Raw genomic sequence first — 14,580 nt, 5'->3', positions numbered from 1 at the left:
CGGTGCGCCGGGCCCCTTCCCGTATCGGGGACTAGGCCGGGACGCTCGCCACGCCCTGCGCCAGGAACGGCTTGCCGTTCACCCGCTGGGAGACGCCCTCACGGTCCAGGTACGGCGTGATGCCGCCCAGGTGGAAGGGCCAGCCCGCGCCGGTGATCAGGCACAGGTCGATGTCCTGGGCCTCGGCGACGACGCCCTCGTCCAGCATCAGGCCGATCTCCTGCGCCACCGCGTCGAGCACGCGGTCGCGGGTCTGCTCCTCGGTGAGGACGGTGTCGCCCTGCTTGAGGAGGGCGGCGACCTCGGGGTCGAGGACCGGCGCGCCGGAGTCGTAGACGTAGAAGCCGCGCTTGCCGGCCTTCACGACCGCCGCGAGGTTCTCGGAGACCGTGAAGCGCTCCGGGAAGGCGCGGTTCAGGGTCTCGGAGACGTGCAGGCCGATCGCCGGGCCGACCAGCTCCAGAAGGACCAGCGGGGACATCGGCAGGCCGAGCGGCTCGACGGCCTTCTCCGCGACCTCGACCGGGGTGCCCTCGTCGATGACGTTCTGGATCTCGCCCATGAAGCGGGTGAGGATGCGGTTGACGACGAACGCCGGGGCGTCCTTCACCAGGACCGCGGTCTTCTTCAGCTTGCGGGCCACACCGAACGCCGTCGCCAGCGAGGCGTCGTCGGTCTGCTCGCCGCGCACGATCTCCAGCAGCGGGAGGATCGCGACCGGGTTGAAGAAGTGGAAGCCGACGACCCGCTCCGGGTTCTTCAGCTTCGACGCCATCTCGGTCACCGAGAGCGAGGAGGTGTTGGTGGCGAGGATCGCGTGCGCCGGGGCGACCGCCTCGACCTCCGCGAACACCTGCTGCTTGACGCCGATCTCCTCGAAGACGGCCTCGATGATGAAGTCCGCGTCCGCGAAGCCCTCGGCCTTGTCGAGGACACCGGAGACCAGGCCCTTGAGACGGTTGGCCTTGTCCTGGTTGATGCGGCCCTTGCCGAGGAGCTTCTCGATCTCGGCGTGGACGTAGCCCACACCCTTGTCGACGCGCTCCTGGTCGATGTCCGTGAGGACGACCGGTACCTCAAGGCGGCGCAGGAACAGCAGCGCCAGCTGCGAGGCCATCAGACCGGCGCCGACGACGCCGACCTTGGTGACCGGGCGGGCCAGGTTCTTGTCCGGGGCACCGGCCGGGCGCTTGGCGCGCTTCTGGACCAGGTTGAAGGCGTAGATGCCGCTGCGCAGCTCGCCGCCCATGATCAGGTCCGCGAGCGCCTGGTCCTCGGCGTCGAAGCCGGCGGACAGGTCGCCGTCCTTGGCCGCCGCGATGATGTCCAGCGCGCGGTACGCCGCCGGGGCCGCGCCGTGCACCTTGGAGTCCGCGATGGCCCGGCCGCGGGCGACGGCCGCGTCCCAGCCCTCGCCGCGGTCGATCTCGGGGCGCTCGACGGCGAGCTCGCCCTTGAGGACGGCCGCGGTCCAGATCAGCGACTGCTCCAGGAAGTCCGCGCCCTCGAAGATCGCGTCGGCGATCCCGAGCTCGAAGACCTGCTTGCCCTTGAGCTGACGGTTCTGGTTGAGCGAGTTCTCGATGATCACCGAGACCGCGCGGTCCGCGCCGATCAGGTTCGGGAGCAGCGCGCAGCCGCCCCAGCCGGGGACCAGGCCGAGGAAGACCTCGGGCAGCGAGAACGCCGGGATGGCGGTGGAGACGGTGCGGTAGGAGCAGTGCAGACCGACCTCGACACCGCCGCCCATCGCCGCGCCGTTGTAGTACGCGAAGGTGGGGACCGCGAGGCCGGAGAGGCGGCGGAAGACGTCGTGGCCACCCTTGCCGATGGCGAGCGCGTCCTCGTGGCGGCCGAGCAGCTCGACGCCCTTGAGGTCGGCGCCGACCGCGAAGATGAACGGCTTGCCGGTGATGCCGACACCGGTGATGGTGCCGTCCGACGCCTCCTTCTCGACCTGGTCGATCGCGGCGTTCAGGTTCGCCAGCGACTGCGGTCCGAAGGTGGTCGGCTTGGTGTGGTCCAGGCCGTTGTCCAGCGTGATGAGCGCGAACCGCCCGGCACCGGACGGCAGGTCCAGGTGGCGTACGTGCGCCTGCGTGACGACCTCGCCGGGGAACTGCTCGGCCGCACCCTTCAGAAGCTCAGTGGTGGAGCTCACTTGTTGCCTCCGTCGAAATTCGGGTTCTCCCAGATGACCGTGGCGCCCATGCCGAAGCCGACGCACATCGTCGTCAGGCCGTAGCGGACCTCGGGCTGCTCCTCGAACTGCCGGGCCAGCTGCGTCATGAGCCGGACACCGGAGGAGGCGAGCGGGTGGCCGTACGCGATCGCGCCGCCGTACTGGTTCACGCGGGCGTCGTCGTCGGCGATGCCGTAGTGCTCCAGGAAGGCGAGCACCTGCACGGCGAACGCCTCGTTGATCTCGAAGAGACCGATGTCGTCGATGGTCAGACCGGCCTGGGCCAGCGCCTTCTCCGTCGCCGGGATCGGGCCGTAGCCCATGACCTCCGGCTCGACGCCCGCGAAGGCGTAGGAGACGAGGCGCATCTTGACCGGGAGGCCCAGCTCGCGGGCGACGTCCTCGGCGGCGAGCAGGGATGCGGTGGCGCCGTCGTTGAGACCCGCGGCGTTACCGGCCGTCACGCGGCCGTGGGCGCGGAACGGGGTCTTCAGGTTGGCCAGGGACTCCAGGGTGGTGCCCGGGCGCATCGGCTCGTCGGCGGTGACCAGGCCCCAGCCCGTCTCGCCCGCCTCGGCGTTGGTGCGGCGCACCGACACCGGTACGAGGTCCTGCTGGATCTTGCCGTTGGCGTACGCCTTGGCGGCCTTCTCCTGCGAACGCACCGCGTACTCGTCGGCGCGCTGCTTGGTGATCGTGGGGTAGCGGTCGTGCAGGTTCTCCGCCGTCATGCCCATGAAGAGGGCGGACTCGTCGACCAGCTTCTCCGACACGAACCGCGGGTTCGGGTCGACGCCCTCGCCCATCGGGTGGCGGCCCATGTGCTCGACGCCACCGGCCACGACGACGTCGTACGCGCCGAAGGCGATGGAACCGGCCGTCGAGGTGACGGCGGTCAGCGCGCCCGCGCACATGCGGTCGATCGAGTAGCCGGGGACGGACTGCGGCAGACCGGCCAGGATTCCGGCGGTACGGCCGAGGGTGAGGCCCTGGTCGCCGATCTGGGTGGTCGCGGCGATGGCGACCTCGTCGATCTTCTTCGGGTCCAGGTCCGGGTTGCGGCGCAGCAGCTCCCGGATGGCCTTCACGACGAGATCGTCGGCGCGGGTCTCGTGGTAGATGCCCTTCGGGCCCGCTTTGCCGAACGGGGTGCGGACGCCGTCGACGAAGACGACGTCCCGGATGGTACGAGGCACGATGGCTCTCCTCCAGGGTGCGGGATGGCACTGCTGCGGGGCACGCCCGTGGGGCGCACCGCCTGCCCTCATGCTACTTGCGGGTAACCAGACTGCCCACCCCCCATGGCCGGAGCGTCGAAGGTCACATCGGTCCGGTACCCGTCGAAGCGCTCGTGAGGCGGAGGCTAAGGCTCCGAACCTGGCGCGATTTCGACCATCGGTTCGGACCGCGAACAGGGCCCGGACGGGGCTCGCGCCGGGCCCGGACAGGCTCCGGACCTGGCCCCGGACAGCGGAGAACCCCCGGCCGGTGACCGGGGGTGGCGTCCGCGTGAGCGGGTCAGGCGGTGGCGGCGAGCGCCCGGACCAGGAGCGGGCCGACCTGCTCGATCTGCCAGTGCCGGGCCCCGTACCCGGCGAGCGTGTCCTCGACGGCGCTCGGCGTCACGATCTTCGGCGGCTCCCAGCAGACCCGGCGCACGGTGTCCGGGGTGATCAGGTTCTCCTGCGGCATGTGGAGCCGCTCGGCCAGCTCGGAGACGGCCGTGCGGGCCGCCGAGAGCCGGGCCGCGGCGGCCGGGTCCTTGTCGGCCCAGGAGCGCGGGGGCGGCGGACCGGCCGGCTGCTGGCCGGGCTGCGGCAGCTCCGACTCCGGCAGCGCCTTCGCCCGCTCCACGGCCGCCTGCCACTGCTCCAGCTGACGGCGGCCCATCCGGTGGCCGAATCCCGGCAGTGCGGTGAGCGCAGCCACGTTGGCGGGCAGCGCGAGCGCGGCCTCCACGATCGCGGCGTCGCCGAGCACCTTGCCGGGGGAGACGTCGCGGCGCTGGGCCACCTGGTCCCGGGCGTTCCACAGCTCGCGGACGACCGCCATCTGACGGCGGCGGCGGACCTTGTGCATGCCCGAGGTGCGGCGCCAGGGGTCCTTGCGGGGCGGGGCGGGCGGCGCCGAGGCGATGGCGTCGAACTCCTCCCGGGCCCATTCCAGCTTGCCCTGCTGCTCCAGCTCGTCCTCCAGCGCGTCGCGCAGGTCGATCAGGAGCTCCACGTCGAGGGCGGCGTACCGCAGCCAGGGCTCGGGCAGGGGGCGGGTGGACCAGTCGACGGCGGAGTGGCCCTTCTCCAGGGCGTACCCGAGGACGTTCTCCACCATGGCGCCGAGGCCGACGCGCGGGAAGCCCGCGAGCCGTCCGGCCAGCTCGGTGTCGAAGAGCGAGGTGGGAGCCATGCCTATGTCCCGCAGGCAGGGCAGGTCCTGGGTCGCGGCGTGCAGGATCCACTCGGAACCGTCGAGGGCGGTGGACAGGCCGGAGAGGTCGGGGCAGCCGACCGGGTCGATGAGCGCGCTGCCCGCGCCCTCCCGGCGCAGCTGCACGAGGTAGGCGCGCTGGCCGTAGCGGTAGCCGGAGGCGCGCTCTGCGTCGACGGCCACCGGTCCGGTGCCCGCGGCGAAAGCCGCGACCACCCGGGCGAGGGCGTCGTCGGAGGCCACCACCGGGGGAATGCCCTCGCGAGGTTCGAGCAAGGGGATCGGCGCCGGGGCGACGTCGTCCGGGGGAGCGCCCCCGGTGGTTCGCAGTGAACTGTCTGCTGCGGTCTCTTGGGCGTCGGTCACGCGTCAAGGGTATCTGTGTATACGAGCCACCCGTCGACGGAACGTTCCGTCGACGGGTGGCCATGCGCGTATTCCAGCCGGAGACGCATCGGTGCACGTCCCGGCGGGGGTGGGGGTCAGTGGATGATGCCCGTCCGCAGGGCGACGGCGACCATTCCGGCGCGGTCCCCGGTGCCGAGCTTGCGGGCGATGCGGGCGAGGTGGGACTTGACGGTCAGGGCGGAGAGGCCCATCGAGACGCCGATGGCCTTGTTGGACTGGCCTTCGGCGACCAGGCGGAGCACCTCCACCTCACGTCCGGACAGTTCGCGGTAGCCGCCCGGGTGGCTCGGGGACCCGGGGGGCCGGCGGTGCATACGGGCGGCATTGGCGCCGATGGGGGCGACGCCGGGGCGGCCGGGGTGGCCGATGTTGGTTCGGGTGCCGGTGACGACGTACCCCTTCACACCGCCCGCGAGGGCGTTGCGAACGGCGCCGATGTCGTCGGCGGCGGAGAGGGCGAGACCGTTGGGCCAGCCTGCGGCACGGGTCTCGGACAGCAGGGTCAGCCCGGAACCGTCGGGCAGGTGGACGTCGGCAATGCAGATGTCGCGCGGGTTGCCGACGCGGGGACGTGCCTCCGCGATGGACGACGCCTCGATGACGTCACGTACTCCGAGGGCCCACAGATGGCGGGTGACGGTGGAACGGACGCGCGGGTCGGCCACGACGACCATGGCCGTCGGCTTGTTCGGGCGGTAGGCGACCAGGCTTGCGGGCTGCTCAAGGAGAACGGACACCAGGCCTCCTGGGGGGAGTGGCGGGACGGGGGCCGGCTCGGGGGATGAAGCCGGGGCGAACCGTGCTTGAAGGGTCATTGACCTCTTCGGCAGCAGACCCGTCCTCCTTTAGAGGAAGATCACGATTTGGTGAGTAACAATTCGGGCAAATAGGACGCGCGATCGATTGTACGAAAAGAGAGTCGGCAGGTGTGCGAAATGGGTGACGCGGTGTTACGAAACCTGCGGCCCGCGCCGCTGCGGCAGCGTCACCACCGCCGCGTCCGTCGGGTCGGACGGCGGCAGCCCCGCGATCTGGCAGAGCAGATCACCCCAGGCCATCAGGTGCGACGCCGCGTCCGGTACCCCGCCGCGCCCTTCGCGCGGCGTCCACGAGGCCCGGATCTCGATCTGCGTCGCCGGACGGCGCGCGGAGAGCGCACCGAAGTAGTGCGATCCGGCGCGTGTCACCGTCCCTCCGGCTTCCCCGTACGACAATCCGCGCGCGTTCAGCGCCCCGGTCAGCCAGGACCAGCACACCTCCGGCAGCAGCGGATCGGCGGCCATCTCCGGCTCCAGCTCCGCCCGCACCAGGGTCACCAGCCGGAACGCGCCCTGCCAGGCGTCGTGGCCCGCCGGATCGTGCAGCAGGACGAGGCGGCCGTCCGCGAGATCGTCCTCGCCGTCGACCACCGCCGCCTCCAGGGCGTACGCGTGGGGCGCGAGGCGCTGCGGGGGCCGTGTGGTCTCCACCTCCAGCTCCGGGCGGAGCCGGGCCGAGCGCAGCGCGTCGACCGCCGACCGGAACGCGGGCGGGACGGGAGGACCCTCCGCACTGTCCTTGCTGTCAGCGCCATCGGAATGATCGGAAAATTGTCCCTGAGCCGGAGCCATGCCGGGAAGAGTAGGCGGAACGCGGGCCTCGTGCAGGGAGAGACACCCGTGCGGCGCCGGGCTCCTTCGCCATGCGTGCGAAGATTTGGTGCGTGAGTGCCAACACCAGCCCCACGGGCCAGCAGACGACGACCGCCGCCAGCAACGACGCCACCCAGGACTCGGCGTTCCTGAAGGCCTGCCGGCGCGAACCCGTGCCGCACACGCCGGTCTGGTTCATGCGGCAGGCGGGGCGCTCGCTGCCCGAGTACCTGAAAGTCCGCGAGGGCATCGCGATGCTCGACTCCTGCATGATGCCGGAGCTGGTCACCGAGATCACCCTCCAGCCGGTACGCCGCCACAAGGTCGACGCCGCGATCTACTTCAGCGACATCGTCGTCCCGCTGAAGGCCATCGGCATCGACCTCGACATCAAGCCCGGCGTCGGCCCCGTCATCGCCGAGCCCATCCGCACCCGCGCCGACCTGGCCCGGCTGCGCGACCTGACCCCCGAGGACGTCCCGTACGTCACCGAGGCCATCGGGATGCTCACCGCCGAGCTGGGCGCCACCCCGCTCATCGGCTTCGCCGGGGCCCCGTTCACGCTGGCCAGCTACCTCGTCGAGGGCGGCCCCTCGCGCAACCACGAGCGCACCAAGGCCATGATGTACGGCGACCCGCAGCTCTGGGCCGACCTCGTGGACCGGCTCGCGGAGATCACCGGCGCCTTCCTCAAGGTCCAGATCGAGGCCGGCGCCTCCGCCGTCCAGCTCTTCGACTCCTGGGTCGGCGCCCTGGCCCCGGCCGACTACCGCCGCGCCGTGCTCCCCGCCTCGGCGAAGGTCTTCGACGCCGTCGCCCCGTACGGCGTCCCCCGCATCCACTTCGGCGTCGGCACCGGCGAGCTGCTCGGGCTGATGGGCGAGGCCGGGGCGGACGTCGTCGGCGTCGACTGGCGCGTCCCGCTCGACGAGGCCGCCCGCCGCGTCGGCCCCGGCAAGGCGCTCCAGGGCAACCTCGACCCGGCCGTGCTCTTCGCGCCCACCCCGGCGGTCGAGGAGAAGACCCGCGAGGTGCTGGACGCCGCAGCCGGTCTGGAGGGCCACATCTTCAACCTGGGCCACGGCGTCATGCCGTCGATGGACCCGGACGCGCTGACCCGGCTCGTGGAGTACGTGCACGAGCAGACCGCGCGCTGACGTCAGGCGTGTCTCCCGGGGGCTTTCAAGCCCCCGGGACCACACCCGTCAGCTCCCCGCGCCCCGCACCGCCGCCACCGTCTTACGGGCCGCCACCAGCACCGGGTCCCAGACCGGCGAGAACGGCGGGGCGTAGCCGAGGTCCAGCGCCGTCATCTGCTCCACCGTCATCCCGGCCGTCAGCGCCACCGCCGCCACATCCACGCGCTTCGCCGACCCCTCACGGCCGACGATCTGCACCCCGAGAAGCCGCCCCGTACGCAGCTCCGCGATCATCTTCACCGTCATCGGCTTCGCCCCCGGGTAGTACCCCGCCCGCTGCGTCGACTCGATGGTCGCCGTGACATAGCGCAGCCCGACCGCCTGGGCGTCCTTCTCCCGCAGCCCGGTCCGGGCGATCTCCAGGTCGCAGACCTTGCTCACCGCCGTACCGACGACGCCCGGGAACGTGCCGTAGCCGCCGCCGACGTTGGAACCGATGACCTGGCCGTGCTTGTTGGCGTGCGTGCCGAGCGCGATGTGGCGGGGGCGGCCCGCCACCAGGTCCAGGACCTCCACGCAGTCGCCGCCCGCCCAGATGTTCTCGTGGCCCACCGCCCGCATCGCCAGGTCGGTCAGGATCCCGCCGTGCGGGCCCACCGTGAGCCCCGCCTCCCTGGCCAGCTCCGCTTCCGGCTCCACGCCGATGCCGAGGACGACCACGTCCGCCGGGTAGGTCCGCTCCTCCGTCGCCACCTCGCTGACCCGCCCGTCCGGACCCGTGAGGATCTTGGTGACGGATGCGCCGTTGACCGTGGTGATGCCGAGCCCGTCCATCGCGTCGTGGACGAGTTTGCCCATGTCCGGGTCGAGGGTGGCCATCGGCTGCTTCCCCCGGTTGAGGACGGTCACCTCGAAACCGCGCTTCAGCATCGCCTCGGCCATCTCGACGCCGATGTACCCGGCGCCCACCACGACCGCCCGCCGGCCGGTGGCGTGGTCCAGCGAGTCCAGCAGCGCCTGCCCGTCGCCCAACGTCTGCACCCCGTGCACGCCCGGCGCGTCGATGCCGGGCAGCTGCGGGCGGACCGGACGGGCCCCGGTGGCGATCACCAGCTTGTCGAAGCCCGTCCAGTACGTGTCCCCGCTCTCCAGGTCCACCGCCCGCACCCGCTGCCCGGCCACGTCGATCTCGGTGGCCTCGGTGCGCATCCGCAGATCGATGTCCCGCTCGCGGTGCTCCTCGGGGGTCCGGGCGATGAGGTCGTCCCGGTGCTCCACGTCCCCGCTCACCCAGTACGGGATGCCGCAGGCGGAGTACGAGGTGAACGCGGAGCGCTCGAAGGCGACGATCTCCAGCTCGTCCGGCCCCTTCAGCCTGCGGGCCTGCGACGCGGCGGACATGCCCGCCGCGTCGCCGCCGATGACCACGAGTCGCTCCGCTGCCATGTCCGGGTCCCTTTCGCCGTGCCGGCCGTACCAGCCTGTACCAGCCGTCAGGGAGCCCAGGCTACGGCGCCAGGGCCTCAGGGGGCCGGTGTGGTCTCCTGCTCCGGCTTCGGTGCCGCCGGGTCTGGGGCCGGGGCCGTACGGGCCGTCCGCCGGGCGCGCAGCACCCGCCACAGCACCAGCAGCAGCGCGGCCGTCACCAGGAACGGGGCCGAGGCGCCGATCGCCACCGCGATCCACCGGAACATCGTCACGAACGCGTCCCAGCCGCCGCCCAGCGCGTCCAGGAACCCCGGGTCGTCGTCCTTCCCGGCCTTGCGCGGGGCGTCCGGCTCGGTCAGCTCCAGCGTGATCGTCGCCAGCGAGGTGCGGTCCTTCAGGCTCGACCGCTGGGCCAGCAGCGACTCCAGATCGGCCTGACGGCTGCTCAGCTCACCCTCCAGGGCGACGACATCGGTGATCTTCTCCGCCTTGTCCATCAGCTCCCGGACCCGCTTCACACTCGCGCGCTGGGTGGCGATCCGGCTCTCCACGTCGACCACCTGCTCGGTGACGTCCTTCGCGTTCGAGGAGCGGGAGAGCAGCTTCCCGGAGCCGGCGAGCTTGCGCAGCACCTCCTGGTAGCTGTCCTGCGGTACGCGCAGCACGAGGTTCGAGGACTCGTGCCGGTCGTCGATCCGCTCGGTGTTCTCGGACGCCACCAGGCCCCCGCTCGCCTCCACGGCGCTCCGGGCGGCGGCGGCCGCCTTCGGCGCGCTCTTCACCTCCACGAGGAGTTCGGCGGTCCGGATGACATGGCTGCCCGCGGCCCCCGGCTTCGGCGCCTTCTCCGTCTGCTTGCCGTCCTCCGCCTCCTCCGCCGTCGCGCCCCCCGGAGCGGCGGAGGCCGCCGCGTCGCCCGGGGCGTACCGCTGGTCCACGACCCCCTTCTGCGCGCTCGCCTCGAGGTCGTTCGACCCCCCGCCCGCGTCGGACGCGTCGCCGGCCCCGCAGCCACCGACGAGCAGCACCGCGCCGAGCGCGCCTGCCGTCAGAGCGGCACGGAGACGGGAGCGGCGGTGGTGGAAGCGGCGATCGCTGTCGCTGTTCATAACAGGTCCCCCCAGGACGTGTGTTGATACTGCCGGTTCGACGCAGGCCCTCCCGAACCGGTTTCCGGCCGTGGGTTTCGAAGTGGTCACGGTCGGTGCCCGCAGAGGGTTTGAGAGAGTGGACCCATGCAGCGTTCACATCAGGATGCGGACCCGCCCGCCCGCCATGTCGTCGTCATCGGCGGCGGCATCGCCGGACTGGCCGCCGCCCACCGCCTGGTCGCCACCGGCCTGCGGGTCACGCTCCTGGAGGCCACGGACCGGCTCGGCGGCAAGCTCATGACCGGCGAGGTCGCGGGCGTCCAGGTCGACCTCGGTGCCGAGTCGATGCTCGCCCGCCGCCCCGAGGCGGTCTCGCTGGCCGAGGCGGTCGGCCTCGGCGGCCGGCTCCAGCCGCCCGCCACCGCGACCGCCTCCCTCTGGACGCGCGACGCGCTGCGCCCCATGCCCAAGGGGCACGTGATGGGCGTCCCCGGCGACCCGGCGGCGCTCGACGGGGTGCTGTCCCCCGAAGGCCTCGCCCGGATCGCCGAGGAGCGCGAGCTCACCCCGACGCCCGTCGGCGACGACGTGGCGGTCGGCGCGTACGTCGCCGACCGGCTCGGCCGCGAGGTCGTCGACCGCCTGGTGGAGCCCCTCCTCGGCGGGGTCTACGCGGGCGACGCCTACCGGATCTCGATGCGGGCCGCCGTACCGCAGCTCTTCGAAGCCGTGAAGGAGGGCGGCCCGCTGCTGGAGGCCGTCCGCCGCATCCAGGAGCGAGCAGCGGCGCGGCAGCAGACCGGGCCCGTCTTCCAGGGCATCGCGGGCGGCATCGGCACCCTGCCGGACGCCGTGGGCGACGCCGTACGGGCCGGGGGCGGCGCGATCCTCACGGAGACCCCGGTCCTCGGTCTGACCCGTACGGACGCGGGCTGGGCGGTCCGCACCGACACCGGGGTGATCACCGCCGACGGCATCGTCCTCGCCACCCCCGCCTGGTCCGCCTCCGCCCTGCTCGCCGCCGAGTCCCCGGCCGCCTCCGCCGAGCTGACCGGCGTCGAGTACGCGTCGATGGCCCTGGTCACCCTGGCCTTCCGCCGTACCGACATCGAGGCGTACGAGGCCCTGCGCGGCCGCTCCGGCTTCCTCGTACCGCCGGTCGACGGCCGCACCGTCAAGGCCTCCACCTTCTCCAGCAACAAGTGGCAGTGGGTCGCCGACGCCGCCCCCGACCTCTTCGTGCTCCGCACCTCGGTGGGCCGGTACGGCGAGGAGGACCACCTGCACCGCGAGGACGGCGAACTCGTCGCCGTATCCCTGCGCGACCTCCGGGCGGCCACCGGACTCGCCGCCCGCCCCGTCGACAGCGAGGTCACCCGCTGGATCGGCGGACTGCCGCAGTACCCGGTCGGCCACCACACCCGCGTCGCCCGCATCCGCGACGAGGTGGCGAAGCTGCCCGCCCTGCGGGTCTGCGGCGCGGTCTACGACGGGGTCGGCATCCCGGCCTGCATCGCGAGCGCACGGCAGGCAGCCGACGAGATCGCGGGGGAGATCACCGGGAAGATCGCGGGGGAGATCATCGCCACGCCCACCCTGGTTCAGGGCACCGGGAGCGAGGCGGGACAATAGCCGTATGAGTGCTCCTGAGACTGTGACATCCAGCAAGAGTCCGAACGCCGGAAAGAAGGCCAAGGACCTCAACGAGGTCATCCGCTACACCCTCTGGTCGGTCTTCAAACTGCGCGACGTCCTGCCGCTGGACCGGGCGGGGTACGCGGACGAGGTCCAGGAGCTGTTCGACCAGCTCGCGGCCAAGGACATCACCGTGCGCGGCACCTACGACGTCTCGGGTCTGCGCGCGGACGCGGACCTGATGATCTGGTGGCACGCGGAGACCTCGGACGAGCTCCAGGAGGCCTACAACCTCTTCCGCCGCACGAAGCTCGGGCGCGCTCTGGAACCGGTCTGGTCGAACATGGCCCTGCACCGGCCCGCCGAGTTCAACAAGTCGCACGTCCCGGCGTTCCTCGCCGACGAGACGCCCCGCGACTACATCAGCGTCTACCCCTTCGTCCGGTCCTACGACTGGTACCTGCTGCCCGACGAGGACCGCCGCCGCATGCTCGCGGACCACGGCAAGATGGCCCGGGGCTACCCCGACGTCCGCGCCAACACCGTCGCCTCGTTCTCGCTCGGCGACTACGAGTGGGTCCTCGCGTTCGAGGCGGACGAGCTGTACCGCATCGTCGACCTGATGCGCCACCTGCGCGCCTCCGAGGCACGGCTCCACGTGCGCGAGGAGGTCCCGTTCTACACGGGCCGCAGGAAGAGCGTCGCAGACCTGGTGGCCGGGCTCGCATAGCCAGCGAGTTCCCGCACCACCCCAACCCGGAAGATCAGAAGACGGGCACCAGGCACCGACCGTGCCGCCCGCCGTTCCAGCGACACCGGGTTCGGCTTGAGGCCCTGCCGGAGTGCACTCACCGCACTCCGGCAGGGCCCTTCCGCGTTCCTGGCTCAGCCACTTCTCTAGTCCAGCGAGACCGGGTTCGGCTCCGCGCGCGGGGCGCACTCCGCGTCCCCGTCCGGTGTCGCGCCCGTCAGCAGATAGCGCCGCAGGTGCGCGTCCACGCAGGTGTTCCCGGCCCCGCCGACGCCGTGCGTCCCCGCGTCCCGCTCGGTCACCAGCACCGCGCCGCGCAGCCGCCGCCGGAGCTCCAGCGCCCCCTTGTACGGGGTCGCCGCATCGCGCTCCGCCGCCAGGATCAGCACCGGCGGCAGCTCGCCCCACCCGGTGGAGACGTCCAACGGCTGCTGCCGGGGCGCGGGCCAGAAGGCGCACGGCAGGTTGGTGAAGGCGTTGTCCCAGGTCTGGAACGGGGCGATACGGGCGAGGTCGGTGTGGTCGCGGTCCCAGACCTCCCACTCCTCGGGCCACGGCGCGTCGTTGCACTCGATCGCGGTGTAGACGGCCCGGGCGTTCTCGTCGTCCTTCGCCGTGATCGCGCGCGGCGACATCTGGGTGACCAGCGGCTCCGGGTTGCCCCGGACGTACTCGGAGAGGGCGGTGGCCCGCATCGCCCAGTAGTCGTCGTAGTACGCCGCCTCCCGGAACGCCGCGTGGAACTGCCCCGGCCCCACCTTCCCGCCCGCCGGCTCCGTTGCGAGGGCGGTGCGGACGTCTTCGTAATGGCCCTGCACGGCCTCGGGCGTGGGGCCGAGCCCGTACACGTCGTCGTGCTTGGCGACCCACCGCCGGAAGTCCTCCCAGCGGGACTCGAAGGCGAGCGACTGGTCGAGGTTGGAGCGGTACCAGATCTGCTCCGGGTCCGGGTCGACCGCGGAATCGAAGACCATACGGCGTACGCGTGAGGGAAAGAGGGTCGCGTACAAGGAACCCAGGTACGTGCCGTAGGAGGCACCCATGAAGGTGAGGCGTTCGTCCCCGAGGGCGGCGCGCAGCACCTCCAGGTCACGGGCGTTGTTGAGCGACGTGTAGTGGCGCAGCGCCTCACCCGCGTGCTTCTCGCACCCCCGCGCGTACGCCCGCGCCTGCGCGATCCGCTGCTCCTTGTACGCGGCCGTGGGGTGGGCGGGGGAGTCGGTGGGGCTCTTGGCGAAGGCGGCGGGATTCTGGCAGGAGAGCGGGGCGGAGGCGCCGACACCACGCGGGGCGTAGCCGACCATGTCGTACGCCTCGGCGACCTCCTTCCACTCGGACATCTCGCCCATCAGCGGGAAGGTGATGCTGGAGGCGCCGGGGCCGCCCGGGTTGTAGACGAAGGAGCCCTGCCGGCCGGCCGCGGGGCCGGTGGCGAGGGTGCGGCTGACGGTGAGGTCGATGGTCCGCCCGTCCGGCCGCGCGTAGTCCAGCGGGACGCTGACGGTGCCGCACTTCAGGGTGTCCGGCAGCATCTCCTCCTCCGGGCACGCGCCGAAGGAGATCCCGGCGGCCGAGGCGCGGGCCGCCGCCACCGCCGTACCGTGCTCCTCGGCGGAGGCCGCCGGTCCGGGGCCGCCGTCGGCGGTGGCGGGGACGGCGGCCAAGGCGGACAGGACCAGGGAGCCGATCGTTGCGTACAGCGGTACTGCTCTCACGGCGGGACCTCTCTGCGGATGCGGAGAGGGGAGGATGGGGTGCGGGGCGGGTGAAGTACAGCACCGGGCCGGTGTGTTGCGGGGAACGACCCGGTTGCCGCACTTCGGTCGCCGCTCGTGGCTCAGGAGCCCTTACCGGTCGTGGTTCAGGAGCCGCTGTGGGGCATGGCTCA

General features: G+C 72.2%; 11 protein-coding genes. 3 read left to right on the top strand and 8 right to left on the bottom strand.

Annotated features, from left to right (window positions below; all coding sequences use genetic code 11):
* Positions 1-31: 31 nt before the first annotated feature.
* The 5 genes from R2B67_RS06080 to R2B67_RS06060 form a co-directional block, all read right to left on the bottom strand.
* A complete protein-coding gene (locus R2B67_RS06080; protein ID WP_317816786.1) occupies positions 32-2,161 on the bottom strand; it encodes a 3-hydroxyacyl-CoA dehydrogenase NAD-binding domain-containing protein in 2,130 nt (709 codons plus the stop codon).
* Positions 2,158-3,378, bottom strand: coding sequence for a thiolase family protein (locus R2B67_RS06075; protein WP_069739262.1), 1,221 nt, complete (start codon positions 3,376-3,378; stop codon positions 2,158-2,160). Before R2B67_RS06075 ends, R2B67_RS06080 begins: the two co-directional genes overlap by 4 nt.
* A gap of 322 nt (positions 3,379-3,700) precedes the next feature.
* Positions 3,701-4,975: an HRDC domain-containing protein gene (locus tag R2B67_RS06070; RefSeq protein WP_109980055.1), complete on the bottom strand. Its 1,275-nt coding sequence runs from the start codon at positions 4,973-4,975 to the stop codon at positions 3,701-3,703.
* A 116-nt stretch (positions 4,976-5,091) separates the two neighbouring features.
* Positions 5,092-5,754, bottom strand: coding sequence for a helix-turn-helix transcriptional regulator (locus R2B67_RS06065; RefSeq protein WP_018491682.1), 663 nt, complete (start codon positions 5,752-5,754; stop codon positions 5,092-5,094).
* Between the two features lie 213 nt (positions 5,755-5,967).
* Positions 5,968-6,627, bottom strand: coding sequence for a DUF3000 domain-containing protein (locus R2B67_RS06060; protein WP_317816785.1), 660 nt, complete (start codon positions 6,625-6,627; stop codon positions 5,968-5,970).
* A 92-nt stretch (positions 6,628-6,719) separates the two neighbouring features.
* Between R2B67_RS06060 and hemE the strand changes: the two genes are divergently transcribed.
* The gene (gene hemE, locus R2B67_RS06055) at positions 6,720-7,805 is read left to right on the top strand and encodes a uroporphyrinogen decarboxylase (RefSeq protein WP_317816784.1); all 1,086 of its coding nucleotides are present in this window, start codon (positions 6,720-6,722) and stop codon (positions 7,803-7,805) included.
* Positions 7,806-7,853: 48 nt separating this feature from the next.
* Here the strand turns inward: hemE and R2B67_RS06050 are convergent, their stop codons facing one another.
* Positions 7,854-9,233: an FAD-dependent oxidoreductase gene (locus R2B67_RS06050; RefSeq protein WP_317816783.1), complete on the bottom strand. Its 1,380-nt coding sequence runs from the start codon at positions 9,231-9,233 to the stop codon at positions 7,854-7,856.
* Between the two features lie 77 nt (positions 9,234-9,310).
* A complete protein-coding gene (locus tag R2B67_RS06045) occupies positions 9,311-10,324 on the bottom strand; it encodes a DUF4349 domain-containing protein (protein WP_317816782.1) in 1,014 nt (337 codons plus the stop codon).
* 126 nt (positions 10,325-10,450) lie between these two features.
* Here R2B67_RS06045 and hemG point away from each other — a divergent pair, with 126 nt between their 5' ends.
* Both hemG and hemQ read left to right on the top strand, forming a co-directional pair.
* Positions 10,451-11,938, top strand: a complete 1,488-nt coding sequence (hemG, locus tag R2B67_RS06040) for a protoporphyrinogen oxidase (protein ID WP_317816781.1) — start codon at positions 10,451-10,453, stop codon at positions 11,936-11,938.
* A 4-nt stretch (positions 11,939-11,942) separates the two neighbouring features.
* A complete protein-coding gene (gene hemQ, locus R2B67_RS06035) occupies positions 11,943-12,671 on the top strand; it encodes a hydrogen peroxide-dependent heme synthase (protein ID WP_026241928.1) in 729 nt (242 codons plus the stop codon).
* 167 nt (positions 12,672-12,838) lie between these two features.
* On the opposite strand, the gene R2B67_RS06030 is transcribed toward hemQ, so the two are convergent.
* Entirely contained in the window at positions 12,839-14,407 is a 1,569-nt protein-coding gene (locus tag R2B67_RS06030) for an alpha/beta hydrolase (RefSeq protein ID WP_317816780.1), read from the bottom strand.
* Between the last annotated feature and the right edge of the window lie 173 nt (positions 14,408-14,580).

The sequence above is a fragment of the Streptomyces cyaneofuscatus genome, assembly GCF_033109485.1.
GTDB lineage: Bacteria > Actinomycetota > Actinomycetes > Streptomycetales > Streptomycetaceae > Streptomyces > Streptomyces cyaneofuscatus.
The sequence above is the reverse complement of the archived record's forward strand: the minus strand, read 5'-3'. Positions and strand labels throughout refer to the sequence as shown.